This window comes from Halomonas alimentaria (assembly GCF_009902005.1).
Classification (GTDB): Bacteria; Pseudomonadota; Gammaproteobacteria; order Pseudomonadales; family Halomonadaceae; genus Halomonas; species Halomonas alimentaria.
Genome location: NZ_WUTT01000001.1, coordinates 1,243,131 through 1,269,535, shown reverse-complemented (window position 1 = coordinate 1,269,535; position 26,405 = coordinate 1,243,131). Strand labels below are relative to the sequence as shown.

Below are 26,405 nucleotides of genomic sequence, written 5' to 3'. Positions count from 1 at the left end.
CCTCGGCTGCCTGGCTCATGCGCTGGCCTCCTCTGCCGCCGCTTCACTGCCCATGTAGGCCTCGCGCACCTGGGGGTTGCGCGACACTTCCTGATAGTCGCCCTCGGCCAGCACAGCACCGCGGGCCAGCACGGTGATGCGGTCACACAGCCGGCTGACCACGCTCAGGTTGTGCTCCACCATCAGCACGGTGCGCCCCCTGGAGACGCGACGGATCAGCTCGACGATGCGATCGACGTCCTCGGCGCCCATGCCCTGGGTGGGCTCGTCGAGCAGCATCAGGGTGGGTTCCAGCGCCAGGGTGGTGGCCACCTCCAGGGCGCGCTTGCGCCCGTAGGGCATCTCCACGGTGAGCACATCGGCGTACTCGGCCAGACCCACCTCGGCGAGCAGCTCCAGGGCACGGTCGTTGAGGTGGTCGAGGCTGCTCTCGGGCTTCCAGAAGTGGAAGGAGGTGCCCAGCTTGCGCTGCAGCGCCACCCGCACGTTCTCCAGCGCCGTCATGTGACCGAACACCGCGGAGATCTGGAAGGAGCGCACCAGGCCGAGACGCGCGATCTCGTTGGCCTTCATGCGCGTGATGGGCTTGCCGCGATAGAGAATCTCGCCGCGGGTGGGCGGCAGGAACTTGGTCAACAGGTTGAAGACGGTGGTCTTGCCGGCCCCGTTGGGGCCGATCAGGGCATGGATATGCCCCTCCTGAACCTGCAGGTTGACGTCGTCCACGGCGGTGAAGCCGCGAAACTCCTTGGTCAACCCGCGAGTCTCCAGTATGAACTCCTGGGTCATGGATCGTCCTCTCGGGGTCGCCTGGCGACCCGCCGTGGTGCTGTTGTCGTTGTTGTCGGCCGTTGTCGTCGTCGGCATGACGGCTGTGGTCATCCGCATCGGACAGGTGGCGATCCTCGAGTGGTCACCGGCCTCGGCACTTTACGTTAACGTAAGCTAGAGGAGTGATTCCGACTCGGCAATAGGCCAGGGTGAAAACTCGACTAATGGTGTAGGCCCCATAAATTCAATAGTTTGCAAACAACTAGCCGGCAAGGTTAGCCACCGCTTGGCGGGGCAGGTAGAATACGCAAACACTATTGCCTGCATATTCGAACTTCGCCATGACCCATAAGTCTTTGCCCGAGCCTTCCTGGCCCATCGGGTTCCGTGCCGTATGCCTGCGTGCGACGCTCTATATCCTGCTGGTGGCGGGAATCGCCCAGGGGGTCTTCTACGAAGCCCTGTACTTCCCCGATGACCGCTTCTCCGAACGCGGCTTCACCGAACTGGCCCAGACCAGCCTGCTGGCCACCGCTTCCGCCCTGCTGCTCTACGTGATGCTCGGGCTGCGCCAGCTGCGCCTCGTCGCCCTGCTGATGTTCGGATTCCTGTTCGCCTCGCTGATCCGCGAGCAGGATGCATTGCTCGATGCTCGGGTCTTCGACGGGGCCTGGCAGCTGCTGGTCAGCCTCACGGTGCTGCCGATCCTGTTCGTGGTCATCCGCCACCGGCGCGCCTTCGTGGCCGAGTTCGCCGCCTATTCCAACAGCCTCTCCTTCGGCCTGTTCGCCGCGGGCTTCTTGACCACCTACGTCTTCTCGCGCCTCTACGGACGTGGCGACTTCTGGCAGGCGATCCTGCAGGAGAACTACCTGCGTGATTTCAAGAGTGCCGCCGAGGAAGTGGTGGAGCTGTTCGGCTATGCCCTGCTGCTGATCGCAGTGATCGAACTTGTCCTGCTGGCCCGCCGCTGGGCGCTCGCGCGCAAGGCGGGCTGAGCCTCCGGCGCACGGCCGCCGACAACACAAGAAGCCCCGACAGGCCTGGCCTGTCGGGGCTTCTTCATGGCGCCAACGCCGGCCGGAGCCGGCGCGATTCGCACCCTACTCGTCGAGGAAGGAGCGCAGCGGCTCGGAGCGGCTGGGATGACGCAGCTTGCGCAACGCCTTGGCCTCGATCTGGCGGATCCGCTCGCGGGTGACGTCGAACTGCTTGCCGACCTCCTCGAGGGTATGATCGGTGTTCATGTCGATGCCGAAGCGCATGCGCAGCACCTTGGCCTCACGCGCAGTCAGGCCGCCCAGCACGTTGCGCGTCGCCTCGATCAGCCCTTCTCCGGTGGCAGAGTCGATGGGCAGCACCATGGAGCTGTCCTCGATGAAGTCGCCCAGGTGCGAGTCGTCATCGTCGCCGATGGGCGTCTCCATGGAGATCGGCTCCTTGGCGATCTTGAGCACCTTGCGCACCTTGTCCTCGGGCATCTCGAGACGTTCACCCAGCTCCTCGGGGGTGGGCTCGCGCCCCATCTCCTGGAGCATCTGCCGGGAGACCCGGTTGAGCTTGTTGATGGTCTCGATCATGTGCACCGGGATGCGGATGGTGCGCGCCTGGTCGGCGATGGAGCGGGTGATCGCCTGGCGAATCCACCAGGTGGCATAGGTGGAGAACTTGTAGCCACGGCGATACTCGAACTTGTCCACCGCCTTCATCAGGCCGATATTGCCCTCCTGGATCAGGTCCAGGAACTGCAGGCCACGATTGGTGTACTTCTTGGCGATGGAGATCACCAGACGCAAGTTGGCCTCGACCATCTCCTTCTTGGCGCGGCGCGCCTTGGCCTCGCCGATGGAGAGGCGACGGTTGACCTCCTTGATCTCCTGCACCGGCAGGCGAACCATCGCTTCCTCGAAGGCGATCTTGCGCTGGGCACGCTGGATATCCGTGCGCAGCGGCGCGAGGCGGTCGGCATACTTGGGGTGCTCGCCGGCGAAGGCATCCAGCCACTCGGGATCGGACTCGCTGCCCGGGAAGGCCTTGATGAAGGTCTTGCGCGGGATGCGCGCCTTCTTGACGCACAGCTGCATCACCGCCTTCTCCTGGGCGCGCACCTGTTCGACGCTGATACGCACCTGGTTGACCAGGCGCTCGAAGTGCTTGGGCACCAGCTTGATCGGCGAGAACAGCTCGGCCAGCCGCGCCAGTTCCTCCTGGGCGGGCTTGGAGTGCCGACCGTGGGCCTCGATGGCCGCCTGGGCCGCGGCGTTCTGCTCGCGGATCTGCTCGAAGCGGGCGCGGGCCTCCTCGGGATCGGGGCCGCCGGTCGTCTCCTCCTCGGCCTCGCCATCCTCGTCGTCATCGCCCGCCGCCTGGGGCTCCTCCTCGGGAACCTCGGCCTCGGCCACGCCGGGAATGCCCTCGTCGGGATCGATGAAGCCGGAGAAGAGGTCGGAGAGGCGGCCGGGGGCCTCCTCGTCCTGGGTGGCATCATAGGCATCGAGGATGGAGTCCACCGCGCCGGGCAGGTAGGCCAGCGCCGACATTACCTCACGGGTGCCCTCCTCGATGCGCTTGGCGATCTCGATCTCGCCCTCGCGGGTCAGCAGCTCCACCGTCCCCATCTCGCGCATGTACATGCGCACCGGATCGGTGGTGCGACCCACGTCGCTTTCCACGGCGGCCAGAGCCGCCACGGCCTCCTCGGCCGCCGACTCGTCGGTGGACTGATCCGACATCATCAGGGTGTCTTCATCGGGGGCTTCCTCGACGACGCTGATGCCCATGTCGTTGATCATGCCGATGATATCTTCCACCTGATCCGGGTCGGCGATATCCTCGGGAAGGTGGTCGTTGACCTCGGCATAGGTCAGGTAGCCCTGTTCCTTGCCGCGCGCGATCAACTCCTTCAGACGCGACTGCTGCTGCGCATTTCCAGCCATAGAAACCCTATCTCGACGAAGAAGAATGAAGCACCTGAAGCGCTGGGTGGAGAAAACTCATAAAGCCGAACAGTATAGCGGCAGAAAGCACCTTTCTGCCAGTTCGATCTATTTGCGCGGTCATTCAGGTGTGTTAGGTTGTCAGGTTACGCCGGTGCCGAGCGATGTCTCCTATGTGGGGATGTTAGGAGAGAAATCAACCGCAGCGCCAATCCGTCGTGTGTTTTTTTGACCTTCCGGTCAGCGATGCAGTTCGGTGATCAACGCCATCAGTCGCTGCTTCTCCTCCCGCGACAACCGCTCACCCGCCTTCTCCCTGGCCAGCAGTGCGTCGAACTCCTCCTGTGGTGAGCGCCTGCGACGGTGCCGCCGGAAGTGCGCCACCAGCCCCTCCAGCTCGGCACCCCGTGCCGGCTTCGGGATCAGCAGCTCACGCCGTGCCAGCGCCGCCAGGCGCTCACCCTCGGGACTGCCATGGAAGTGCGCCAGCAGCACCTGGGGGCTGCGGTAGCCACCGGCCCTCAGCAGGCGGATCACCTCGCGACACAGCACCCCGTCGGGCTCCTCTTCCGGACACCAGTCTTCCTCCTCGGGCAATCGCGACACCAGCGCCGGCTCGTGAAGCAGCAGCTGCAGGGCGCGCGCCGTCAGGCTCAAGGCCCCACCGGAGCGCCGCGCAAGAGCGGCACTGCTCTCACCCCGGGGCGGCGGCTCCGACATGGCGCTGCCTTTACCCCCTTCCATGGCAGCTGGCTCCTGTGCGCCGCGCGACTCTCGCCCCGCCACGCCCTCGCCCCTTGCCAGCAGGGCCGAGAAATTCGCCGCCTCGACGCCGGTGCGCCGCGACAGCTCGCTCAGCATCAGCGACCTGAGCACCCCTTCCGGCAAGCGCCCGATCGCCTTCAGCACCTGGCTGGCGTATCGCTCGCGATCCTCGATGCGCGCCAGGTCGCGGCCTGCCGCCGCCTGGTCGAAGAGGAACTCCGACAGCGGGCTGGCGCAGGTGATGCGATCCTGGAAGGCCTCGCTGCCCTCGCGACGCACCAGAGTGTCCGGATCCTCCCCCTCGGGCAGGAACAGGAAGCGTGCCTGGCGGCCATCGATCATCAGCGGCAGCACCGTCTCCAGCGCCCGTGTCGCGGCCTGGCGTCCGGCACGGTCGCCATCGAAGCAGAACACCACCTCGTTGACCAGCCGGAACAGTCGCCCGAGATGTTCCTCACTGGTGGAGGTGCCCAGGGTGGCGACCGCATTACGGATGCCGAACTGGGCCAGGGCCACCACGTCCATGTAGCCCTCGACGATCACCACCCGCTCCAGACGGTGATCGGCCTGGCGCGCCTCGTAGAGGCCATAGAGCTCGCGCCCCTTGCGGAACACCGGGGTCTCGGGCGAATTGAGGTACTTGGGCTTGGCATCGCCCAGCACCCGCCCGCCGAAGCCGATGGTGCGCCCCTTGATATCGCGGATCGGGAACATCACCCGGTCGCGGAAACGGTCGTAGGTGCGTCCGCTCTCCTCGCGATGCACCAGCAGGCCGTACTCCACCTGCACCGCCTCACCGATACCGCGCTCACCGAGGTGGCGCTTGAGGCTCTCCCAGGTGTCCGGGGCATAGCCGACACCGAAGGTGTCGATCACTTCAGGCGCCAGGCCGCGGCGCTCCAGGTACTCCCGGGCGCCCTGGCCCTCCGGCATCTTCAGCCGCTCGCGAAAGAAGCTGGCCGAGAGCTCGAGGAGGTTCACACCCTCCTTGCGCTTGCGCTCCCGGGCCTGGGCACGCGGGTCGTCGGCCCCCTCACGTGGTACTTCCATACCCAGGCGGCCGGCCAGCTGCTCCACCGCCTCGGGGAAGCGCAGCTTGTCGTACTCCATCAGGAAGCGCAGGGCATTGCCGTGGGCGCCGCAGCCGAAGCAGTGATAGAACTGCTTGTCGGCACTCACGGTAAACGACGGCGTCTTCTCCTGATGGAAGGGACACAGGCCCGAGTAGTTGCGTCCGGCCTTCTTGAGCTGAACTCGTTCACCCACCACCTCGACCACGTCGACGCGGGCCAACAGGTCATCGATGAAGCGCTGGGGAATCTGTCCGGCCATGAAGTCGGATCACCTCGACGGCTGCGGTGTGATCACCCTGGGTCGACGGCAGCCGCCACCGACCCGGAAAAAACAAGCGGCCACCGGATGGCGGCCGCTTGGCGTCCTCCTGAGACAGCCCGGGCCTGGGCCCCGACGTCTCCAGTACGGATCAATAGAGCCGTTCGAAGCGCTTGCGCTCACGCTGGAGCTTCTTGGCGTGACGCTTGACGGCAGCGGCCGCCTTGCGCTTGCGCTCCGCAGTCGGCTTCTCGTAATGCTCGCGACGACGCACCTCGGAGAGAACACCGGCTTTTTCGCAGGAACGCTTGAAGCGACGCAGCGCGACGTCAAACGGCTCGTTATCTCGTACTTTGACAGAAGGCATTAAGCACTCACCTACCTTAGGTAACTAGAGTTCGGTTAGTACGCACACCCCTGCGGGTGGCACGTTTCGCGACGAACAAACGCCCGGAACGCCTGAGCGCGCCGGAAAACGAGGGTATCGGTCGCGGAATTTCGCCACCTGGGTGCACGACCCAGTCTTGCAGCGCACAGTAGTCTAGACCTCACGCCCGGCCTATGCAAATGCTTTCCGCGTCCTTTCCACGTAGAATGGCGGCCATTTCCGAGACACCGAGCCGACACCATGCGCGTACTGGGCATCGAGACCTCCTGCGACGAGACCGGCGTCGCCCTCTTCGACACCGAGCGCGGCCTGCTGGCCGACGCCCTCTACAGCCAGGTCGCCATGCACGCCGAATACGGCGGCGTGGTGCCGGAGCTGGCCTCCCGCGATCACACCCGCCGCCTGCTGCCGCTGATCCAGCAGGTGCTGGACGAGGCGGGCCTGGTCCGTGCGGACCTCGACGCCATCGCCTACACCGCCGGCCCCGGCCTGGTGGGGGCGCTGATGGTGGGCGCCGCCACTGCCCACGGCATGGCCCGGGCGCTGGGTATCCCGGTACTCGGCGTCCACCATATGGAGGGCCACCTGCTGGCGCCCATGCTGGAGGAGGACCGTCCCGCCTTCCCCTTCGTGGCCCTGCTGGTCTCCGGCGGCCATACCCAACTGGTCGAGGTGCGCGGCCTCGGGCGCTACACCCTGCTCGGCGAATCGGTTGACGACGCCGCTGGCGAGGCCTTCGACAAGGCGGCCAAGATGCTGGGCCTGGACTACCCCGGTGGCCCCCAGATAGCGCGCCTGGCCGAGCACGGCGACCCCGCACGCCTGCGCTTCCCGCGACCGATGACCGACCGCCCCGGGCTCGACTTCAGCTTCTCGGGGCTCAAGACCCACACCCTCACCGCCATCCGCCAGCTCGAGGAGGCGGGCAAACTCGACGACCAGGCCCGTGCCGACGTGGCCCGCGCCTTCGAGGAAGCGGTGGTCGACACTCTGGTGATCAAGTGCCGCCGCGCCCTGGACCAGACCGGCCTCAAGCGCCTGGTGGTGGCCGGCGGCGTCAGCGCCAATACCCGACTGCGCGAGCGGCTGGAGCGCGAGTGCGCGAAACGTAACGCCCGGGCCTACTACCCCCGGGGGCGCTTCTGCACCGATAACGGCGCCATGATCGCTTATGTCGGCGCCCAGCGACTGCAGGCCGGCGAGCGTGACGAGACCGGCGTTATGAAAGCAGTGCCGCGCTGGCCCATGGATACCCTGCGTAAGCCGTAAGCCGTAAGCCGTAAGCCGTAAGCCGTAAGCCGTAAGCCGTAAGCCGTAAGCCGTAAGCCGTAAGCCAGAATCTCGCTGCCGAAACGCGCGACAAGGGCTTTTCGTACAGCGTAAAGCGTATCGCTTACAGCTTTAGAGAGGTGGCTCGTCACCGCGTCCCAGGCGCTGGATATTGAGCACGTGGCGCACCAGCACCAGCAGGGTGAAGGCGATCACCACGATGACGTAATCCGGCGCCAGCCACAGGCTGGCCAGGGGTGCGGCGGCGGCGCTGGCCAGGGACGCTACCGCGGCGGTGCGCACCCGCCAGGCGAGCAGCGCCCATAGCACGGCACACACCAGCGCCACCCCCGGAGTCAGCACCAGCATCACGCCGAAGGCGCTGGCCACCGCCTTGCCGCCACGGAATCGGTGCCAGACCGGGTAACTGTGGCCCAACAGCACGGCCAGGCCAACCACCCCCTGGGCCCAGGGCGGCAACCCCAGCAGGAGCGCCAGCGCCAGGGCCGGTACACCCTTGGCGGCATCCACCAGCAGGGTCGCCAGGGCAAGTCGCCGGCCGTGCAGGCGCAGGACATTGGAAAACCCCGGATTAAAGGAGCCTGCCAGGCGTGGGTCGCCCACGCCGGCCAGCCGGCAGACGGTGAGCGCGCCGAGCCAACTGCCGCTGAGATACCCCAGCAACGCCAGCGGCAGCAGCGTGATCAGTGGCGTCTCCACGGCCGACCCTCCTGCAACGGGAACCCGGCCATTCTGACAGCCCCGCCCCGGGCTGCCCAGCGGCCAAGGTGTTCGGTGCTGCGTCGCTCGCGTACAATCCCCACCACCCTTTGCCATTGAGTCGCCCGGAACCCCGCCATGGATCTAGTGCTGATCGAGTCCCTCGCCGTCGACACCGTGATCGGGGTCTATGACTGGGAGCGCACCATCACCCAGCGCCTGGTGCTCGACCTGGAGCTGGCCACCGATATCCGCCCCGCAGCGGAGCATGACGACATCGCCCGGACCCTCGACTATGCGGCGATCAGCGAGCGTACCCAGGCCTTCGCCGCCGCGCATGACTTTGCCCTGGTAGAGACCTTTGCCGAGCGCCTGGCCGAGGCCCTGCGCGGCGAGTTCGGCATCGCCTGGTTGCGCCTGACGGTGCGCAAGCCGGGGGCCGTGGCGGCCGCGGCCGCGGTGGGCGTGCGTATCGAGCGCGGCACTCGCCCGGGAGCGGTGTGATGGCCCTGGTCACGGTCAGCATCGGCAGCAACATCGAGCGCGAGCACCACGTGCACGTCTGCCTGGACGCCCTGGCGACCTCCTTCGAGGGGCTGCGGGTCTCGCGGGTATTCGAGAGCGAGCCGGTGGGTTTCGAGGATGGGCGCAACTTCTACAACCTGGTGGCGGCCTTCGAGAGCGATGCCTCGGTGGGTGAACTGCAAGCCTGGTGCAAGCGCCTCGAGTTCGCCAACGGCCGGCGCGAGGGCAGCCCCAAGTTCAGCCCCCGCACCCTGGATGTCGACCTGCTGACCGTGGGCGAGCTCACCGGCGAGCATGACGGCGTCAGCCTGCCGCGGGGCGAGATCACCCACCACGCCTTCGTGCTCCAGCCCCTGGCCGAGCTGCTGCCCGAGGCGCGCCTGCCCGGGAGCGGCGAGACCTATGCGGCCCTGTGGCGCCGCTTCGAGGCGGGCGACCAGCGGCTCTGGCCGGTGGCCTTCAGCTGGGCCGGCCGGCGGATCTCGAGTCCCGACTGAGCAGCCGGCCTACTCGCGCCGCAGGGCGGCATCGATCACCTCACGCCGCCGCCGAGTGAGCTCCACGCCCAGCTCGCGCCCCTTGAACCCCTCCTCCACCAATGACTTCGGCAACACCTGGGCGGCAAGCCGCCAGGCCACGGCCAGCGCCTCGGCCAGCGCCGGCGCATCCAGGCTCACCAGGCTGATCAGCGGCACTACCCGTTCGTTGCGCCGCCAGGCATCGATGGCGTCCAGCCAGGCCAGCAGCCGCTCGCCATCCGGGGGCGCGTGGCGGGCGTCCGCCACCAGCGCACGGGTCTGTGCTACCTGCCGGGCCAGCTCGACGTAGGCCTTCGGCTGGCGCAGGCGCTCGGCCAGCTGGCGCCGCGCCGCCTCGTCCAGGTGCTCCACCAGCCGCGCCCAGCGCCAGCGGGCCAGCGCCTCGCCCTCCTCCTCCTCGGGCAACCGATGCAGCCGACCCAGCGCCTCGTCCAGCGCCTCCCGGTCGGCGGCCAGCGCCGGCATCAGCACGGCCAGGGCGCCGCAGTCGTCGAGCGCCTGGAAGTAGACCTCGGGCCAGGGCTCGGCCAGCGCCTTCTCGGTCTCGACCCACACCCGCTCGGCCACCAGGTGGGCGATCTCGCCGTTCTCCACCAGCTCACGCATCAGCCCCCGGGTCGCCTCGGCGATGGTGAAGCCGAGCCCCGCGTAGCGCGCCAGGAAGCGCGCGGTGCGCAGCACCCGCAGGGGGTCCTCGACGAAGGCCGGCGACACATGGCGCAGCACCCGCGCCTCCAGGTCGGCCAGGCCACCATAGGGGTCCACCAGCTCGCCCTGCGGGGTCTCGGCCATGGCGTTGATGGTCAGGTCGCGGCGCGCCAGGTCCTCCTCCAGGGTCACCTCGGGGCTGGCGTGCACCACGAAGCCGGTATAGCCGTGGCCTGCCTTGCGCTCGGTGCGCGCCAGGGCGTACTCCTCGTGTGTCTCGGGGTGCAGGAAGACCGGGAAGTCACGCCCCACGGGGCGGAAGCCACGGCGACGCAGCACCTCCGGGGTGGCCCCTACCACCACCCAGTCGGTGTCGGTGACGTGCCAACCGAGGCGGGCATCACGTACCGCACCGCCCACCCGATAGACCGAGAGCCCGCGCACGGCCGGATCGTCCGTCATCGCCACGCTCAGGCCTCCACCCGCTCGGGGTGGCGCAGCTGCCAATCGGTGAAGCCGCCGTCGAGGCTGTAGACGGCCGCGAATCCCTGGCCGGCCAGCCAGGCGGCGGCCTGCTGGCTGGAGTGGCCGTGGTAGCAGACCACCACCACCGGGCGCTCGACGGGGGTCGTCTCGATAAAGTCGCCCACCGTGTCGTTATCGAGCCGCCGGCTGCCGGGAATATGTCCCTGGGCGAAGCTCAGGGCGTCGCGAATATCCACCAGCGCGGCGTCGCGACCCTCGTCGAGCCAGGTCGTGAGGGTGGCAATATCGAGATGCTGGAAGCTCATGGAGGCGCCTCGTGTCAGGAAGTGATCGGAAGGAAAGGATAGCCGTGTTCAACGCCGCCGGCTGGGCACGCTGGTACGCTCGCCGCTGACCAGATCCAGGGCCGTCAGCGAACCTCCCCACACGCAACCGGTATCCAGCGCACAGGCGTTGACCCGGCTGCCGGGGGTCTCGCCCTGCAAGGCCGCCCAGTGGCCGAAGATCAGCCGAACATCGTCGCCGCGGGGATAGCGGAACCAGGGCTCGAAGCCCGCCGGGGCGCTGTCGAGCCCCTCCTTGGCGGCAAAGTCCAGCCGCCCCTGGGCGTCGATGAAGCGCATGCGGGTCAGGACGTTGACGATGGCGCGCAGACGGTCGATGCCATCGAGGTCATCGCGCCACTGGTCCGGTGCATTGCCGTACATGCGCTCGAGGAAGGCGCCGCCGCGCTCGTCGCGCAACACCGCTTCTACCTCCGCGGCCAGCGTCGCGGCCAGCTCCGGCGTCCACTGGGGCAGCAGCCCGGCATGGGTCATCAGGGTATCCTCGCCGCCCAGCGTCTCGCGCACCAACAGCGGCCGCGACTGCAGCCAGTCAAGCAGCCGTTCGCGATCGGGAGCGGCGAGGATGGCGTCCAGGGTGTCCTTGCGATTGAGCGCAGCGCCGCCCCGCGCCACCGCCAGCAGGTGCAGGTCATGGTTGCCAAGCACCGTCAGCGCGGCGTCGCCAAGCGCCTCGACCTCTCGCAGGCAGTCGAGTGACCCGGGGCCACGGTTGACCAGGTCGCCGGCCAGCCACAGCCGGTCATTCCGCGGGTCGAAGTCCAGGGTCTCGAGCAGTTCGACGAACTCGGCATGGCAGCCCTGGAGGTCGCCGATGGCATAGGTGGTCATGGGCTCTCCCGGTATTCGGTTGGGGCTCGAGTGCAGTGGATTCAGTGGACCTGGTTGGGGCAGGCCAGGCGAAAGGGTGCGATGGGCACCTCGAAGGGGCGCTGGGTGGCGGTATCCACGCAGGTGTAGTCGCCCTGCATCACCCCCACCGGTCCATCGAGGATCGCCCGGCTGGTGTAGCGGAAGTGCTGGCCGGGGCCGATCACCGGCTGCTGCCCCACCACCCCCTTGCCGCGCACGTCCTGGACCTTGCCGCTACCCTGGGTGATGGTCCAGTGGCGGGCCATCAGCTGGACACTGTGGCGCGAGGCATTGTGCACGGTCACCGTGTAGCTGAACACGTAGCGCCCCTCGCCGGGGGCAGACTCATCGGCACGAAACTCCGGCTGGACCTCGACGCTCACGCCTCGCGATTCATCCTTGGGGGCGTCTCCGCTGGCGACTCGCGATTCATCCTTGGGGGCGTCTCCGCTGGCGACTCGATCGCTCATGGGCGGGCCTCCCCTGTCGTCTGGGCCAGGTGGTCGGCGATACGCACGAACTCCGCCACGGAGAGTGTCTGGGGGCGCCGGCCGGGGTCGATGTCGAGTGCCTCGAGTTCGGCGGCGGTGATGCGCCCCTTGAGGTTGTTGCGCAGGGTCTTGCGGCGCTGACCGAAGGCCTCCTTGACGATCGCCGCCAGCAGCGCCTCGTCGCGTGCCGGATGGGGCAGCTCGGCATGGGGGGTGAGCCGCACGATGGCGGAGTCCACCTTGGGCCGCGGCACGAAGGCCTCCGGCGGTACCACGAACAGCGATTCCACCCGGCAGCGGTACTGGGCCATCACCGAGAGGCGTCCCCAGTCGGGGCCGCCCGGCTCGGCGGCCAGGCGTTCCACCACCTCCTTCTGCAGCATGAAGTGCATGTCGGCGACGGTATCGCCGGCCTGGAGCAGGTGGGCGATCAGCGGGGTGGAGATGTTGTAGGGCAGGTTGCCGACGACACGCAGCGGCTCCCCCTCGCCGCGCAGGGCGCGGAAGTCGACCTTGAGCGCATCGCCCTCGTGGATCACGAAGTCGGGATAGTTGAAGAACTGCACGCGCAGCCCGGGAATCAGGTCGCGGTCGAGCTCGATCACTTCCAGGCGACCGCCTGCGGCCTCCAGCAGCGGCTCGGTGAGCGCCCCCTGGCCGGGGCCGATCTCCACGATCCGCTCGCCGGGGCGCGGCCCGATGGCCCGCACGATGCGGGAGATGATGCCGCGGTCACGCAGGAAGTTCTGGCCGAAGCGCTTGCGGGCCCGGTGGACCGGGGGGCGAGATGCCATTCAGGGGTGTCCTTCTATCGCTGGATAATCTAACTATCGCATCGCCGCTGATTCGGGGCTGTTCCGGCGATAGACCCTTCGCGGAGGCGCTGTGAATACTTCCCTGTACGCTACCGATTCCTTCCCTGGAATCGGACCTCCACTTCGGTCTATCCCCGGCGCCCCTTGAACGGCCCAGATTCTGGTTCAGTTGCCACCGCCGCGGGCGGCCATCTGCGCGGCCAGCGCCACGGCGACCCTCAGGCTGCCGGGATCGGCGCGACCCGTGCCGGCCAGGTCCAGGGCGGTGCCGTGATCCACCGAGGTTCGCACCAGCGGCAACCCCAGGGTGATATTGGCGGCGCGGCCGAAGCCCGCGTACTTGAGCACCGGCAGGCCCTGGTCATGGTACATGGCCAGCACCGCATCCACGCCTGTCAGGTGACGCGGGGTGAACAGGGTATCGGCGGGGAGCGGACCGTCGAGGGTCAGCCCCTCGCCCCGCAACGCCTCGAGGGTGGGTTCGATCACCTCGAGCTCCTCGCGGCCGAGGTGGCCGCCTTCGCCGGCGTGGGGGTTGAGCCCGCACACCGCGATACGCGGCCTGGCCACCCCGAACCAGCGCATCAGGTCGGCATCGAGGATGCGCAGCACCCGCATCAGGCGCTCACGGGTGATGGCATCGGCCACCTCGCGCAGCGGCAGATGGGTAGTCGCCAGGGCCACCCGCAAGGCGGCGCTCCCCATCCAGCCGGGCCGTTCGGCATGCAGGGCGGCGTCGGTGGCGAGCATCATCACCACCTCCTCGACGCCACAGGCGTCGCGCAGGTACTCGGTGTGGCCGGTGAACCTCGCATGCCCGGCGTCGAGGATCACGCCCTTGTGCAACGGCGCGGTGACCATGCCCGCGGCCTGGCCCGCACGACAGGCGTGGATCGCCACGTCCAGGGTCTCGAGCACGTAGTCGGCATTGGCGACCTCGAGTACGCCGGGGCGCACCGGGGCACGCAGTGCTACCGGCCATACCGGCAGCCGCCCGGGGCGCGCCGCTGGCACCGCCTCGCCCGGGGCGAGCTCGACCAGTTCCACCGCCAGGCCGAGGGCGGCGGCGCGCTCGGCGAGCAGGCCAGGGTCACCCACCGCCACCGGGCGGGTGCCGGCCACGCCCTCGGCGGCCAGCATCAGCACGAGTTCGGGCCCGATGCCCGCGGGCTCACCGCTGGTCAGCGCCAGGACCGGCGCGGCGGGGGTCGCCATCAGCGCTCGTCGAGGCGGTTGTCGACGAAGGCCTGGGAACGGATCTCCTGCAACCAGGCGCCGAGCTCCTCGTTGGCCTTGCGCTGGAAGAGGGCCTGCTGGGCCTGCTCGCGGCCGACGCCTTCCTGCTCCATGAAGCGTTCCACCTCCCGCTCGGAGAGATTGACCCGGCTGCCCACGCGACGCTGCTGCAGCTGGCGCAGGGTCAGCTCGCGGCGGATCTCCTCGCGCACGCCGGCCAGCGTCAGGCCGTCGGCCTCCAGGGTATCGGCGAACTGCTCCAGGCTCATGCCGTTGCGCTCGGCGATGCCACGCACCTGGCGGTTGAGGTCGGTGTCATCCACCGTGAGTCCGGCCTCATCCGCCATCTGCCACTGGATCTCCTCGAGGATCATCTGCTCCAGGACCTGCTCGCGCAGGGTCCCGGCGGGGGGCAGCTCCTGCTGCTGGGCGCCCATCTGGCTGCGCACCTGGGCGAGGCGATCCTCGAGCTGGCTCTGCATGATCGCCCCCTCGTTGACCACCGCCACGATCCGATCCAGCGCCTGGCGCTGGGTAGAAGGCGGCTCCTGGGCCTGGGTGACGGGCACGGTGGCGAGGCCCAGGGCCATGGCCAGGCCGGCGGCCAGGAAGGGGGTGCGGCGACTGCGCATGCTGTGCTGTCCTTTCATCATTCCTCTCTAACGGGCCATCCGGCTCAGAAGGCGGTACTGCGGTAGCCGGGGATGGCCTCCTCGAAGTAGCTGTCGGCCCCGCGGCCCACGCCGCCGAGGCCCTTGAACACGAAACGCAGGAAGACCCCGCGATCGGTGAAGTCATCGGCCAGGTTGCCGGTGTCGTTGTCGTCGATCCACTCGCGCCACACCAGCTGAACGCCGTAGCAGCAGTCGTTCCACTGCACCCCGGCGAGCTGCTCCAGGGCGCGGTCGTTGGTGTTGTCGTAGAGCAGGCGACCGATCAGGTCGACGCGCCGGCCGGCCTTCCAGGCGAAGGAGGCGTCGTACTCCTCGCGATCATAGTTGCGAAAGTCGTCGTCGAACTGATCCAGCGAGGGATCGAACCCTTCGAGCTCCCAGCGGTAGCCGAGGTTCAACGCGTGCCCATTCGGCGAGCGGTACTGCAGTTCGACCCCGGCGCGCTCGGTACGCTCCAGGTCGTCGTCATACAGCCACTGCCAGCGGGTGCGCCAGCTCTCGGTGAGCTGCCAGTCGGCGTTGGCGACCAGCGGCGAGCGATCGCGGGTGGCGCGATAGTAATCCGCGCCGTTGGTCGGCAACTCGTCGGGGTTGCCATCCATATCGATGCTGCGGTCCTCGAAGTAGAGCGCCTGGCCCAGCCCCAGGGAGAGCCGCTGGCGGCCGCTGTCGTCATCCAGCAGCCGCGACTCGAGACCCAGGGAGAGGCGGTTGAGGTCCCCCACCCGGTCGCTGCCCGAGAAGCGGTGCGGCGACCACAACTGGTTCCAGGAGAAGGCGCGCTCGCTGGTATCGAAGTCGGGGAAATCGCTCTGGTCGCGGGCCGGCACATAGGCGTAGTTGGCGCGGGGCTCCAGGGTCTGGCGGTAACCCCGCCCTCCCAGGTCGAGCTCGCGCTCGAACACCAGGCCGGCGTCCACGGAGGTGACTGGCACGCTGCGGGTCAACGAAGTATCGCGGTCGGTGCCGCGCTCGCCATAGTCCAGCGCGTAGGCAGTGCCGAGCCACTCCAGGCGCGGCTCCAGGTGACCCCAGCTCTCGTCGAAGCGCCAGCCCACGGCCGGCGCAAGATGCAGCCGCGAGCCGGTGGCCGATTCACGATCAAAACGCTCGGTATTCGGTAACGCTGCCTCGTCGATGTCGCGCCAGAAGTAGCTGTAGTTGCTCTGCCACTGCTGGTAGAAGCCGCTCTGCTGGTTCCAGCGCGCCGACGCAGTCAAGCTGGGCAGGCGGTAGAAGGGCTTGTCCCTCTCCAGCAGCGGGTCATCGAGCTTCTGGAACCCCTGGGCGCGGGCATCGAGGCGCCAGGTGTCGCCGCGGTAGTCGACCTGGGCCAGGCGCGACATGGACGAGGTGTTCTGCTCGGCGAAGTCGCTGCCGAAGTCGTCGAAGTAGCGGCCGTCGCTGGCCGCCCCGTAGCGCAGCTGGTAGCGGCTGCGCGGGCTCAGGGTACCGGCGTGGCGATAGTCGAGGTACCAGCGCTCCTCGCCCTCGAAGCGGCGCGCCGCATCGTTGGGGTTGTCGCTGTCACCGCCATCGTCGCTGTCGAGCCAGGCGCCCTCGATCTGCCCGGCCGACTCGGCGAACAGGTAGCGGTACTGGCCGCCCAGCAGCAGGCCGCGATCGCTGATCCAGCGCGGCGTGATGGTGGCGTCCTGGTCGGGGGCGATGTTCCAGTAGAAGGGCTGGGCATAGTCCAGCGAGTCGGTGGAGAAGCCCACCGCCGGCCACAGGAAGCCGGTATGACGGCGGTCGTCGATGGGGAAGCGCACCCAGGGCCAGTAGAAGACCGGCACGTCCTTGACCTCCAGCCGGGCATGGCGGGCGGTGCCGAAGCCACTCTCGCGATCGAGCATCACATCGCCGCCGACCAGTTGCCACAGGTTGTCACCCGGATCGCAGGTGGTGAAGCTCGCCGAGGAGAGCCGGTAGCGGCCGTCCTCCAGGCGCGCCAGGCGCTGGGCATCGCCGCGCAGGTGGCGGTCGTGGATGACGTAGTGCGCCTCGTCGACACTGGCGGCGTCGTTGACCAGCGAGAGTTCAGCGGCGCTGCCGCGCACCAGCAACCCCTGGTCGCGCAGGGCCAGAGGACCCTCGGCGAAGGCACGTTCCCGGTTTGATGGCACCCGCACCTGAGGGGTCTCGAGCTGGGCGTTGTCGCGGCGCAACACCACCTCGCCGCGCAGCAGGGTCTCGCCATCCTCGCCGTAGCTGGCACTCGCCGACTCGCTGGCCACCTTGCCCGGCTCGGGGGGCGGCAGGCGGTAGTCGGGCATCACGTAGACGCCGCGGCACAGGGAAGCTCCCGGGCTCTCGCTGCCCCAGGGGCGGAAGTCGAGTTGCTCGGCAGGCAGGGGCTCCGGCGGGGCCGCCAGCAGCGGGCCGCTGCCAAGACCCGCGGCCACCAGGCCTGCAAGGGCCTTCCATGAGAGTCGCTTGCCCATGTTGGTCGATGTCCTTGGCGAGGTGAAACGCTATTATACAGGCCGCCGTCGGCCTGTCCTGCCGGCGGTGACGGCGCAGCGCCCAGCATGCGGCGCGCGCCCACGACCGTCAACCGGACACCCCGACCCAGGAGCCTCCTCCATGACCGACGCCGCCCTCGACGCCTCGCGCCGCGAACGGCTCGCCCGCTGGGCCGCCGAGCGCCATGCCCTGGCGCCCGACGCCCTCGACCTGCGCCTGGCCGCCGGCGACGCCAGCTTCCGCCGCTACTTCCGCCTGGTCCTGCCTGACGAGACCACCCGCATCCTGATGGATGCCCCGCCCGAGCAGGAAGACAGCCACCCCTTCGTGGCCATCGCCCGCCGCTGGGAGGCCGCTGGGCTGCCGGTGCCGCACCTCCATGCGGTCGACCTGGAGGCGGGGTTCATCGAACTGGAGGACCTTGGAGACACTCCCCTGCAGCGCTGCTTCGGCGATGAGGAGGAGGTGCGGGCCTGGCACGAGCAGGCCATCGCACTGCTCCACGAGCTGCAGAACCGCGCCGGCCCCGACGACCTGCCGCGCTTCGATGCCGACCTGCTCGAGCGTGAACTGGCGCTCTTCCCGGAATGGTGCCTGGGCGAATGGCTGGGGCTGGAAACGCCGCCGGGCTGGGCAGCCCTTCGCCAGGCCCTGGTGGCGCAGGCGCTGGCCCAGCCGATGGTCACGGTGCACCGCGACTTCGACGCCATGAACCTGATGGTGCGAGACGATTCGCTGGTGCTGATCGACTTCCAGGACGCGGTGGCAGGCCCCATCAGCTACGACCTCATCTCGCTGCTGCGCGGTCGCTACTGCCGCTTCGACGCCGAGCGGTTCGCCGCCTGGGTCGAGGCCTTCCGCCGCTGCGCCGTGGCCGACGGCCGTCTCCCCTCGAGCACCACCGAGGCCACATTCCTGGCCCAGGCCAACGCCATGGCCGCCCAGCGCTCGCTCAAGGTGCTGGGCATCTTCTGCCGCCTGACCCTGCGCGACCACAAGACGGGCTACCTCGAGCGCCTGCCCCACTTCCTCGCTCACCTCGAGGAGAGCCTGGCTGGCGTGGAGGGGCATGACGGCTTCAAGGCCTGGCTGGTCGACGCCTTCCGCCCGGCCCTGGCCGCCAGGCTGGAGGCGTCCACATGAAGGCGATGATCCTCGCCGCGGGGCTCGGCACCCGCATGCGCCCGCTCACCGACCACTGCCCCAAGCCGCTGCTGCCGGTGGCTGGCCGGCCGCTGATCGTCCACCACCTCGAACGCCTGCGCGAGGCTAGCATCACCGAGATCGTGATCAATGTCAGCTACCGTGCCGAGCAGATCATCGAGGCGCTGGGTGACGGCGGCAACCATGGGGTGCGCATCGCCTGGAGCCGCGAGGAGACGCCGCTGGAGACCGGGGGTGGCATCCAGCGGGCGCTGGGGCTGCTCGGTCGCGCCCCCTTCCTGCTGGTCAACGGCGACGTCTGGTGCGATCTCGACCCGAGCACCCTGCCCGCGCTGGATAGCGGCGACCTGGCGCGACTGGTGCTGGTGGACAACCCCGACCACCACCCGGCGGGCGACTTCCACCTCGACGCCACCGGCCGCGTCAGCGCCGAGGGCGAGCCGCGGCTCACCTACGCCGGCATCGGCCTGCTCGACCCGGCGCTGGTGGCCGGCGAATCTCCGGGCGCCTTCGCCCTGGCGCCGCTGCTGCGTCGCGCCATGGCCGAGGGGCGCGTGGCCGGGCACCACCACCGCGGCCGCTGGGTGGACGTGGGCACGCCGGAGAGGCTGGCCGAACTCGACCGGCGCCTGCGGGACTGAACCGAAGGCTGTGAGCGGGTGGCAGGATTGCTCGAGGCTGTTCCGGGGACAGGCCTTCGAGGGGGCGCTACGAGTACTTCCCTGTAGGCTACCTCGGCCATCCCTGGTCCTCGGACCCCCTCTCCGACCTGTCCCCAGCGCCTCTCGCTATGGGCAGCTGCGATCCACCTGTATGCTGGCCACCCTTAACCGACAATCGAAAAGGAACCCTTGCCATGAAAGCCACAGTGAAATGGACCGACGGCCGCCAGTTCGTTGCCGAATCGGGCAGCGGCCATAGCGTGGTCATCGATGGTCCGCCCGACCATGGCGGCCGCAACACCGGCCCCCGCCCCATGGAGCTGCTGCTCATGGGCATGGGGGCTTGCACCTCCTTCGATATCCTCAATATCCTCGAGAAGGCCCGCGCCGACGTCAGTGACTGCGTGGCGAGCATCGAGGCCGAGCGCGCCGACGCCACCCCCAGCGTGTTCACGAAGATCCATGTCCACTTCACCGTCACCGGCCGTGGGCTCAAGGAGAAGCAGGTCGCGCGCGCCGTGGAGCTCTCAGCCGAGAAGTACTGCAGCGCCTCGATCATGCTGGTCAAGGGCGGGGTCGAGGTGACCCATTCCTACACCATCGTCGAGGAGTGAACGGCAGCAGCCCCATGACACAACGGCGCCACCCCAGAGGGGTGGCGCCGTTGTATATAAGGATGCACCTGATGCGCCGAACACCGTAGAACGCGCGGTTGCCCGCAGGAACGCCGACTACCCAGCCGGCCAGGTAAAGCGACGGCCGCCCATCAGGTGCATGTGAATATGATAGACCGTCTGGCCGCCCTGGTCATTGCAGTTCATCACCACCCGGTAACCCTCCTCGGCGAAGCCTCGCTCCTTCGCCAGACGCGCGGCGGTGAGCTGCAGGCGCCCCGCCAGCGCCAGGTCGCCCTCCTCGAGGTCATTGAGGGTGGCGATATGCTTCCTGGGGATGATCAGCAGGTGGGTAGGCGCCTGGGGATTGATGTCCTCGAAGGCCACCACCTGGTCATCCTCGAAGACGATCTCGGCGGGAATCTCGCGGTTGATGATCTTGCAGAACAGGCACTCCATCTCTCGGGCCTCCTCACTCGTCGGGTTGATCGCGCTCAGCGGAATCGCCGCTGGGCCAGCAGGTGGCGCACCAGCGGCCCCAGGATCAGCTCCATGGCCAGGGAGACTCGCGCTCCGGGCACCACCAGGGTGTGGGGGCGGCTCATGAAGGCATCCTGGATCATCGCCAGCAGGTAGGGAAAATCCACCGTGGCCGGTTCCCGGAAGCGGATCACCGCGAAGGACTCGGCGTCGGTAGGAATGTCCTGCACCTCGAAGGGATTGGAGGTGTCCACCGTGGGCACCCGCTGGAAGTTGATATGGGTGCGCGAGAACTGCGGCTGGATATAGCGTACATAGTCGTCCATGCGCCCCAGGATGGTATCGATCACCGCCTCCTGGGAATAACCGCGCAACTTGGTGTCGCGGTCGATCTTCTGGATCCACTCGAGGTTCATGGTCGGCGCCACGCCCACCAGCAGATCGACATGACGGGCGATGTCGTGCTCGGGGGTGACCAGGCCTCCGTGCAACCCCTCGTAGAACAGCAGGTCGGTGCCATAGGGCAATGGCTGCCACTCGGTGAAGGTGCCGATGCGGTAGCCGGACTCGATCATCTGCTTGTCTTCGGCGTGGATGTAGTGGCGATAGGTGCCACTGCCGCTCTCGCCATACTCCTGGAACAGGGTCTCGAGCTCCTCGAGCAGGTTGGCCTCCACGGCGAAGTGGGAGAGCTCATCCTTGCGCTCCGGCTCCTCGCGAAAGATCCGCGAAAGCTCCTCACGGGTGTAGCGATGGAAGGCGTCACCGTCAACGAAGGCGGCGTGTACGTCCTCACGGGAAAACATGCGCTCGAAGGTGCGCTTCACGGTGGTGGTACCGGCTCCGGAAGAGCCGGTCACGGCGATGATCGGATATTCACGGGACATCAGGCCCCTCCCGCCCCGGAGATGGCCGCCTGCACGGTCTCGGGGACCGCCACCGGGCGGCCGCTCGCGGGATCCACCAGCAGCAGGTTGAGCCGCGCCGTGGCGACCGGGCGGCCACCCTCGGCGTGACACACCCGCTGGAAGACGGTGAGCGCCTTGCCCCGGGAAGGGGGGATCGCCGTCTCTACCACCAGGGCGTCGGGCCAGCGCGCCTCCGACTGGTACTGTACGGCCAGGTCGGCCACCACGCTGGGATAGCCTCCCAGGTCCCACTCGGTGAGCCCCAGCCCGGCCAGGGCCTGGATCCGAGCCTCGTGGAGCAGCGACACCAGGGCGTCATGGCCCAGGTGACGACCATAGTTCATGTCGGTCACGCGCACCGTCAGTGGCTGGCGGTGGATGATGGCGGCCTCGGGAAAATCGAGCCTGACGCGCTCCATGCTTGCCTCCCATGTTGCTCTTGTTGTGACGCGAGGTGCCGTAGCTCAAGGGCGTGACTCAACCCTCGCCGCGCTCGCGGGCGATGGCGCGGTGGGCGATATCACGGCGACAGAAGGCGCCCTCCCAGCGGATGGCATCAACCCCGCGGTAGGCGTTCCCGGCGGCCGCCGAGACCCCCTCGCCCAGGGCGGTGACGCAGAGTACCCGACCGCCGGCGCTGACCAATTGGCCGTCCTGGTCGGCGGTGCCGGCATGGAACACCTTGCAGCCGGTGGCCTCGGCAGCCTCGATCCCCTCGATGACATCGCCCTTGCGGTAGCTGCCCGGGTAACCGCCGGCGGCGAGTACCACGCCTACTGCGGCGCGCGCGTCCCACTCGCAGGCGTGGCCGGCCAGCTCGCCCTGTGCCCCGGCCAGGCAGAGCTCGGCGAGGTCCGACTGCAGGCGCAGCATGATCGGCTGGGTCTCGGGGTCGCCGAAGCGGCAGTTGTATTCGATCACCTTGGGGTTGCCCTCGGCATCGATCATCAGGCCGGCGTAGAGGAAGCCGGTATAGGGATGCCCCTCTGCGGCCATGCCCTGGACCGTGGGCAGGATCACCCGCTCCATGATGCGCTCATGTACCGTGGCGGTGACCACCGGCGCCGGCGAGTAGGCGCCCATGCCGCCGGTGTTGGGGCCGGTATCGCCCTCGCCCACCCGCTTGTGGTCCTGGCTGGTGGCCATGGGAAGCACGGTCTCGCCATCCACCATGACGATGAAGCTAGCCTCCTCACCGTCGAGGAACTCCTCGATCACCACCCGGGCGCCGGCATCGCCGAAGGCGTTGTCCTCGAGCATGTCGCGCACCGCCGCCTCTGCCTCCTCGAGGCTCATGGCGACGATGACGCCCTTGCCCGCGGCCAGACCGTCGGCCTTGATCACGATGGGCGCGCCTTGCTCACGCAGGTAGTCGAGAGCTGGCGCCACCGCGGTGAAGGTGCGATAGGCGGCGGTGGGGATGGCATGGCGGGCCAGGAAGTCCTTGGTAAAGGCCTTGGAGCCCTCTAGCTGGGCAGCGCCCGCGGTAGGCCCGAAGATCGCCAGGCCCGCCTCGCGGAAGCGATCCACCACGCCGGCCACCAGCGGCGCCTCGGGACCAACGATGGTGAGGTCGACGGCAGCGTCACGGGCGAAGACCAGCAGCCCCTCCAGATCATCCGCGGCGACGGCAACATTGGTCAGCCCGGGCTCCCGGGCGGTACCGGCATTGCCCGGCGCCACATAGGTCATCGCCACCTTCGGCGACTGGGCGACCTTCCAGGCCAGGGCGTGTTCGCGGCCACCGCCGCCGATGATCAGCACCTTCATCCTATTCCACCTTCATGCTGCTGGCCGACTGAGCGGCGTTGGAAATCGAGGCGGTATTATGTCAGAAAGTCGTGGCGCCTGCGTCGCGACAAGCGCTCACGCCTTGTCATCGTCGCCCTTGTCGCCCTTGCCACCGGCACCGGGTCCCTGGCCGATGGTCTGCTGCCAGAAGCGCATGTTCTCTTCGGCCATTTCGCGCATCAGGTCCATGGGCGAGTGGCGCAGGGCCTGCTGCCACTGATCCTGCATGCGCTGCTGCTGCTCCATCATCAGCTTGGTGCCCTGCTCCAGGTAGCGCGACAGGGGCAGCGGGTGGGCCATGTCGTATACCCGAATGAACTGGGCCAGCAGGTCGTTGGAAAACACCTGCGCATCGCCGTCGGCCTGCTCCTGCTCGATGATGATCGAGAGCAGGATGGTACGGGTCAGGTCCTCGCCGCTCTTGGCATCCTCGACGCGGAACGGCACTTCGTCGAGGATCAGCCCACGCAGGTCCTCGAGGGTCACATAGCGGCTCTGTTCGGTATCATAGAGCCTGCGGTTGGCATACTTGCGAATCACGCGCACGGCGCTGCTCCTCATTCAACGTGGGAGGGACGACTGCCCCTGTGGGACCATTGTGCACCGCGACACCCACCATGCAAGGTATAGCCATCTTTTGATTACCAACGCGGCGAGTCCCCGATGAACCTGATCCTGCTAGCCCCCGACGATATCGCGCATCAAGGCCTCGCCCGGGTGACCGATCCGCGACGCCTGCGCCACCTGCGCGAGGTACACCGCGCCGCCCCCGGGGACCGCCTGACCCTCGGCGTGGTCGGCGGAGGTATCGGCCGGGGCGAGCTGCTCACCCTCGACGAGCAGGAGGCGACCTTCGCGCTGGAAGCCCTCGACCAGGCCCCGCCGCCGGCACTGCCGGTGCACCTGGTGCTGGCGCTGCCGCGGCCACGCATGCTGGCGCGCAGCCTCGAACACGTCACCACCCTCGGGGTAAAGCGGATCACCCTGCTGCATACCCGGCGGGTGGAGAAGAGCTACTGGATGTCGCCGGAGCTCGACGCGGAGAAGATCCACCACCACCTGGTGCTGGGTCTGGAGCAGGCCCGGGACACCCGCCTGCCAGAGGTCACCCTGGAGAAGGGCTTTCGCCCCTTCGTGGAGGACCGTCTGCCCGACCTCCTGGAGGGGCGGCGCGGACTGCTGGCCCACCCCGGCATGCCCAATGACTGCCCGCGGGGGCTTAACGAGGAAACGCTGCTGCTGGTGGGTCCCGAGGGGGGCTTCATTCCCTGGGAGGTGGAGAAGCTGCTCGCCGCGGGCTGCGAAGGCATCCACCTAGGCCAGCGCATCCTGCGGGTGGAGACCGCGGTCACCGCCCTGCTGGCGCGACTCTTCTAGCCTGGATATTGCATCAGACATGAAAAAGGCGGCTGAAAATCGGTTATAATTCAAGCTCCTACACAAGAACCAACCGCCTCAGCCGCCATGACAAAATGTACCACGCCGTCCGCTTCCTTTCCACGCTGCAAAGGCCGTCAGGTCATCGCCCGTTTCGATGGCGGTGATGTCACTTCCGACGGCGGTATCCTGCTGCTGCGGCAGCTCGATCGCGAGATGGGCCTGACCCGCGCCGTCGCTCGCCGACTCAGCGACGAGCGCGACGCTCAGCGCTGCCTGCACCGCACCGAAACCCTGGTCCGGCAGCGCGTGTTCGGCCTGGCGCTGGGCTATGAGGATCTCAATGACCACCATGCGTTGCGTCACGATATCGCCCTGCAGACCGCCGTCGATACCGATGGCGTGCTGGCCAGCCAGTCCACCTTGTGCCGCTTCGAGCAGCAAGCCGACCGGGACTGGGCGATCACCATCCACGAAGAGATGATCGAGCAGTTCATCCGCTCGTTCCGGCGGCCACCCAAGAAACCGCTCTACCTCGACTTCGATGCCACCGACGATCGGGTGCATGGCCAGCAGCTCGGGCGGCACTTCAACGGCTACTACAACCACTACATCTTCCTGCCGCTGTTCGTATTCTGTGGCGACCAGCTGCTGGTCAGCTATCTGCGTCCGGCCTCGCTGGATGCCGCCCACCACGCCGGTGCCATCCTCGCCCTGTTGGTTCGGCGGCTGCGCCAGGCGTGGCCTGAGGTGAAGATCGTCTTCCGAGGCGACAGCGGCTTCTGCCGTCCACTGATCCTCAACTGGTGTGACCGCCACGGCGTCGATTACATCATCGGCCTCGCCGGCAACAAGCGCTTGGCCAAGCTGGCTCTGGACATCGACTACACGTCGGCTATCCGCTTCGAGAAGAGTTGGGAGAAGGAGCGTGTCTTCGGCTTCATCGAGTACGCTGCCAAGAGCTGGAAGGAGCGTCGACGCAAGGTCATCGTCAAGTCCGAGACCAGCCGGCGTGGCTTCAACACCCGCTATGTGGTCACCAGCCTGCGCGGCTGCAGCGCCGAGTGGCTCTATGACCACCGCTACTGTGCCCGAGGCGAGATGGAGAACCGTATCAAGGAGCAGCAGTTCCTGTTCTCCGACCGCACCAGCTGCCACGAATGGTGGCCCAACCAGTACCGACTGCTGCTGTCGGGGTTGGCCTACCTGCTGCTGGAGCGGCTACGCCGGATCTACCTCAAGCGCACCGCCTTCGCCCAGGCCCAGGTCAACACCCTCCGCCTGAAGCTGCTGAAGATCGGCGCTGTCATCACCCGCAACACGCGCACGATTCGGCTGATGTTGAGCAGCCAGTACCCGGAGCAGGACCTCTTCCTGAAGCTGGCCAGCAAGCTGGTGCCGGGATAGCGCCGCGGCGTGCTGTCCCCGGCACAGAAAACACATGGGGGTAGGGGGAAATGCGCCTTGAGCTCAGGAAATTGATCAAGAAATAGCCAATCTCAAGCCCGTAGCGCCAATGTCTTCACCGAGCCTGAGATCTGGGAGCGTCTGGCCGGCCCGGTGCAACATCCGGGCTAGCAGTCAGTCGTTGGGCTCCTCGACGACCTCCTCCTCTTCGGGATCATGCTCCACCAGCGGCGAATCGTCGTCGCAGACCGGCTCGGAGAGGAAGGTATCGCGCACATCCAGCAGGCCCAGGTGGCCGATGGTTCGCCGCCCCAGCAGCAGCGGATAGTTCATATCGCCACGATCGCGCAGGCTGAACTGCTCCTCGTACACGGTATCGCCAAGGCACACCTTCATCAGCACCACCGGGCGGCGGTCGGTGCCGCCAGCACCCCGCAGGCGAAGGCTGCGATAGAGCGGCAACTCCAGGCGCTCGCTGAACACCTCGCCGCTCTCCTCGTCCTCCAGCTTGAGGCGGAAGCGTACCCAGCGCTCTCCGTCGCGCTTGAAGCGTTCGATGTCGCGGGCGTCCAGCGAGGAGGTCAGGGCGCCGCTGTCGAGCTTGGCCTTCACCTCCACGCCCCAGGGCTCCACGATGGCCTTCTCGACCCAGCCGAACACCTTGTCCTCGTCGGCCTGGGCCGCCGAGGCCAGCAGGACCATTCCCAGAACCGCTGCCAGGGCATGCTTGATGCGCATCATCTAT

At 67.8% G+C, this 26,405-nt stretch carries 29 protein-coding genes; 10 read left to right on the top strand and 19 right to left on the bottom strand.

The window, feature by feature from the left end:
- Positions 1 to 15: 15 nt before the first annotated feature.
- Positions 16 to 789 (bottom strand): ABC transporter ATP-binding protein, encoded by a 774-nt coding sequence (locus GRB96_RS06100; protein WP_161431304.1) that lies wholly within the window; start codon positions 787 to 789, stop codon positions 16 to 18.
- 323 nt (positions 790 to 1,112) lie between these two features.
- On the opposite strand from GRB96_RS06100, the gene GRB96_RS06095 reads away from it, so the two are divergent.
- Positions 1,113 to 1,769, top strand: coding sequence for a hypothetical protein (locus GRB96_RS06095; RefSeq protein WP_161431303.1), 657 nt, complete (start codon positions 1,113 to 1,115; stop codon positions 1,767 to 1,769).
- Between the two features lie 105 nt (positions 1,770 to 1,874).
- Here GRB96_RS06095 and rpoD read toward each other — a convergent pair whose 3' ends face one another.
- Entirely contained in the window at positions 1,875 to 3,707 is a 1,833-nt protein-coding gene (gene rpoD / locus GRB96_RS06090; protein WP_161431302.1) for an RNA polymerase sigma factor RpoD, read from the bottom strand.
- A 25-nt stretch (positions 3,708 to 3,732) separates the two neighbouring features.
- On the opposite strand from rpoD, the gene GRB96_RS06085 reads away from it, so the two are divergent.
- On the top strand, positions 3,733 to 3,939 hold the full coding sequence (locus GRB96_RS06085) for a hypothetical protein (RefSeq protein WP_161431301.1): 207 nt from the start codon (positions 3,733 to 3,735) through the stop codon (positions 3,937 to 3,939).
- Between the two features lie 8 nt (positions 3,940 to 3,947).
- On the opposite strand, the gene dnaG is transcribed toward GRB96_RS06085, so the two are convergent.
- Positions 3,948 to 5,804: a DNA primase gene (dnaG, locus tag GRB96_RS06080; protein WP_161431300.1), complete on the bottom strand. Its 1,857-nt coding sequence runs from the start codon at positions 5,802 to 5,804 to the stop codon at positions 3,948 to 3,950.
- A 151-nt stretch (positions 5,805 to 5,955) separates the two neighbouring features.
- On the bottom strand, positions 5,956 to 6,171 hold the full coding sequence (gene rpsU, locus GRB96_RS06075; protein ID WP_016416934.1) for a 30S ribosomal protein S21: 216 nt from the start codon (positions 6,169 to 6,171) through the stop codon (positions 5,956 to 5,958).
- A gap of 261 nt (positions 6,172 to 6,432) precedes the next feature.
- Here rpsU and tsaD point away from each other — a divergent pair, with 261 nt between their 5' ends.
- Positions 6,433 to 7,461 (top strand): tRNA (adenosine(37)-N6)-threonylcarbamoyltransferase complex transferase subunit TsaD, encoded by a 1,029-nt coding sequence (gene tsaD / locus GRB96_RS06070; RefSeq protein ID WP_161431299.1) that lies wholly within the window; start codon positions 6,433 to 6,435, stop codon positions 7,459 to 7,461.
- A gap of 132 nt (positions 7,462 to 7,593) precedes the next feature.
- Here tsaD and plsY read toward each other — a convergent pair whose 3' ends face one another.
- Positions 7,594 to 8,181 (bottom strand): glycerol-3-phosphate 1-O-acyltransferase PlsY, encoded by a 588-nt coding sequence (gene plsY, locus GRB96_RS06065; RefSeq protein WP_420841745.1) that lies wholly within the window; start codon positions 8,179 to 8,181, stop codon positions 7,594 to 7,596.
- 138 nt (positions 8,182 to 8,319) lie between these two features.
- Here plsY and folB point away from each other — a divergent pair, with 138 nt between their 5' ends.
- Together folB and folK are read left to right on the top strand one after the other, a co-directional pair.
- Positions 8,320 to 8,685 carry a dihydroneopterin aldolase gene (folB, locus tag GRB96_RS06060; RefSeq protein ID WP_161431298.1) on the top strand — a complete coding sequence of 122 codons (366 nt, stop codon included), beginning with the start codon at positions 8,320 to 8,322 and terminating at the stop codon, positions 8,683 to 8,685.
- Positions 8,685 to 9,203 (top strand): 2-amino-4-hydroxy-6-hydroxymethyldihydropteridine diphosphokinase, encoded by a 519-nt coding sequence (gene folK / locus GRB96_RS06055; protein ID WP_161431297.1) that lies wholly within the window; start codon positions 8,685 to 8,687, stop codon positions 9,201 to 9,203. Before folB ends, folK begins: the two co-directional genes overlap by 1 nt.
- 9 nt (positions 9,204 to 9,212) lie before the next feature.
- Here folK and GRB96_RS06050 read toward each other — a convergent pair whose 3' ends face one another.
- The 8 genes from GRB96_RS06050 to GRB96_RS06015 all read right to left on the bottom strand — a co-directional run bounded on the left by GRB96_RS06050 (position 9,213) and on the right by GRB96_RS06015 (position 17,235).
- A complete protein-coding gene (locus GRB96_RS06050) occupies positions 9,213 to 10,355 on the bottom strand; it encodes a tRNA nucleotidyltransferase/poly(A) polymerase-related protein (protein ID WP_161431296.1) in 1,143 nt (380 codons plus the stop codon).
- A gap of 8 nt (positions 10,356 to 10,363) precedes the next feature.
- Positions 10,364 to 10,684 carry a thiosulfate sulfurtransferase GlpE gene (glpE, locus tag GRB96_RS06045; RefSeq protein WP_161431295.1) on the bottom strand — a complete coding sequence of 107 codons (321 nt, stop codon included), beginning with the start codon at positions 10,682 to 10,684 and terminating at the stop codon, positions 10,364 to 10,366.
- A gap of 48 nt (positions 10,685 to 10,732) precedes the next feature.
- Positions 10,733 to 11,554: a symmetrical bis(5'-nucleosyl)-tetraphosphatase gene (locus GRB96_RS06040; RefSeq protein ID WP_161431294.1), complete on the bottom strand. Its 822-nt coding sequence runs from the start codon at positions 11,552 to 11,554 to the stop codon at positions 10,733 to 10,735.
- 41 nt (positions 11,555 to 11,595) lie between these two features.
- Positions 11,596 to 12,045: a Co2+/Mg2+ efflux protein ApaG gene (gene apaG / locus GRB96_RS06035; RefSeq protein WP_161431293.1), complete on the bottom strand. Its 450-nt coding sequence runs from the start codon at positions 12,043 to 12,045 to the stop codon at positions 11,596 to 11,598.
- The gene (rsmA, locus tag GRB96_RS06030; protein ID WP_161431292.1) at positions 12,042 to 12,860 is read right to left on the bottom strand and encodes a 16S rRNA (adenine(1518)-N(6)/adenine(1519)-N(6))-dimethyltransferase RsmA; all 819 of its coding nucleotides are present in this window, start codon (positions 12,858 to 12,860) and stop codon (positions 12,042 to 12,044) included. The genes apaG and rsmA overlap by 4 nt, the downstream gene beginning before the upstream one ends.
- Before the next feature lie 186 nt (positions 12,861 to 13,046).
- Positions 13,047 to 14,096 (bottom strand): 4-hydroxythreonine-4-phosphate dehydrogenase PdxA, encoded by a 1,050-nt coding sequence (gene pdxA, locus GRB96_RS06025; protein WP_161431291.1) that lies wholly within the window; start codon positions 14,094 to 14,096, stop codon positions 13,047 to 13,049.
- Positions 14,096 to 14,749, bottom strand: a complete 654-nt coding sequence (locus GRB96_RS06020) for a SurA N-terminal domain-containing protein (protein ID WP_161431290.1) — start codon at positions 14,747 to 14,749, stop codon at positions 14,096 to 14,098. Before GRB96_RS06020 ends, pdxA begins: the two co-directional genes overlap by 1 nt.
- A 44-nt stretch (positions 14,750 to 14,793) precedes the next feature.
- The gene (locus GRB96_RS06015; protein ID WP_161431289.1) at positions 14,794 to 17,235 is read right to left on the bottom strand and encodes an LPS-assembly protein LptD; all 2,442 of its coding nucleotides are present in this window, start codon (positions 17,233 to 17,235) and stop codon (positions 14,794 to 14,796) included.
- Between the two features lie 142 nt (positions 17,236 to 17,377).
- Here GRB96_RS06015 and GRB96_RS06010 point away from each other — a divergent pair, with 142 nt between their 5' ends.
- The 3 genes from GRB96_RS06010 (at position 17,378) to GRB96_RS06000 (ending at position 19,697) form a co-directional block, all read left to right on the top strand.
- Positions 17,378 to 18,400 (top strand): aminoglycoside phosphotransferase family protein, encoded by a 1,023-nt coding sequence (locus GRB96_RS06010; protein ID WP_161431288.1) that lies wholly within the window; start codon positions 17,378 to 17,380, stop codon positions 18,398 to 18,400.
- A complete protein-coding gene (murU, locus tag GRB96_RS06005; RefSeq protein WP_161431287.1) occupies positions 18,397 to 19,062 on the top strand; it encodes an N-acetylmuramate alpha-1-phosphate uridylyltransferase MurU in 666 nt (221 codons plus the stop codon). Before GRB96_RS06010 ends, murU begins: the two co-directional genes overlap by 4 nt.
- Positions 19,063 to 19,277: 215 nt before the next feature.
- Positions 19,278 to 19,697 (top strand): OsmC family protein, encoded by a 420-nt coding sequence (locus GRB96_RS06000; RefSeq protein WP_161431286.1) that lies wholly within the window; start codon positions 19,278 to 19,280, stop codon positions 19,695 to 19,697.
- 117 nt (positions 19,698 to 19,814) lie between these two features.
- Here the strand turns inward: GRB96_RS06000 and GRB96_RS05995 are convergent, their stop codons facing one another.
- The 5 genes from GRB96_RS05995 to phaR all read right to left on the bottom strand — a co-directional run bounded on the left by GRB96_RS05995 (position 19,815) and on the right by phaR (position 23,422).
- The gene (locus GRB96_RS05995; protein ID WP_161431285.1) at positions 19,815 to 20,156 is read right to left on the bottom strand and encodes a histidine triad nucleotide-binding protein; all 342 of its coding nucleotides are present in this window, start codon (positions 20,154 to 20,156) and stop codon (positions 19,815 to 19,817) included.
- Between the two features lie 35 nt (positions 20,157 to 20,191).
- Positions 20,192 to 21,064 (bottom strand): phosphoribulokinase, encoded by an 873-nt coding sequence (locus tag GRB96_RS05990; protein WP_161431284.1) that lies wholly within the window; start codon positions 21,062 to 21,064, stop codon positions 20,192 to 20,194.
- Positions 21,064 to 21,504, bottom strand: a complete 441-nt coding sequence (locus tag GRB96_RS05985) for an acyl-CoA thioesterase (protein WP_161431283.1) — start codon at positions 21,502 to 21,504, stop codon at positions 21,064 to 21,066. Before GRB96_RS05985 ends, GRB96_RS05990 begins: the two co-directional genes overlap by 1 nt.
- Positions 21,505 to 21,562: 58 nt before the next feature.
- Positions 21,563 to 22,855, bottom strand: a complete 1,293-nt coding sequence (purD, locus tag GRB96_RS05980) for a phosphoribosylamine--glycine ligase (RefSeq protein WP_161431282.1) — start codon at positions 22,853 to 22,855, stop codon at positions 21,563 to 21,565.
- Positions 22,856 to 22,951: 96 nt separating this feature from the next.
- Entirely contained in the window at positions 22,952 to 23,422 is a 471-nt protein-coding gene (phaR, locus tag GRB96_RS05975) for a polyhydroxyalkanoate synthesis repressor PhaR (protein WP_161431281.1), read from the bottom strand.
- 117 nt (positions 23,423 to 23,539) lie between these two features.
- On the opposite strand from phaR, the gene GRB96_RS05970 reads away from it, so the two are divergent.
- Entirely contained in the window at positions 23,540 to 24,253 is a 714-nt protein-coding gene (locus GRB96_RS05970) for a 16S rRNA (uracil(1498)-N(3))-methyltransferase (RefSeq protein WP_161431280.1), read from the top strand.
- An 87-nt stretch (positions 24,254 to 24,340) separates the two neighbouring features.
- Positions 24,341 to 25,660, top strand: coding sequence for an IS1380 family transposase (locus GRB96_RS05965; protein ID WP_161431279.1), 1,320 nt, complete (start codon positions 24,341 to 24,343; stop codon positions 25,658 to 25,660).
- Positions 25,661 to 25,834: 174 nt separating this feature from the next.
- Here the strand turns inward: GRB96_RS05965 and rloA3 are convergent, their stop codons facing one another.
- Entirely contained in the window at positions 25,835 to 26,398 is a 564-nt protein-coding gene (rloA3, locus tag GRB96_RS05960) for a retropepsin-like aspartic peptidase RloA3 (RefSeq protein ID WP_161433029.1), read from the bottom strand.
- Positions 26,399 to 26,405 lie beyond the last annotated feature (7 nt).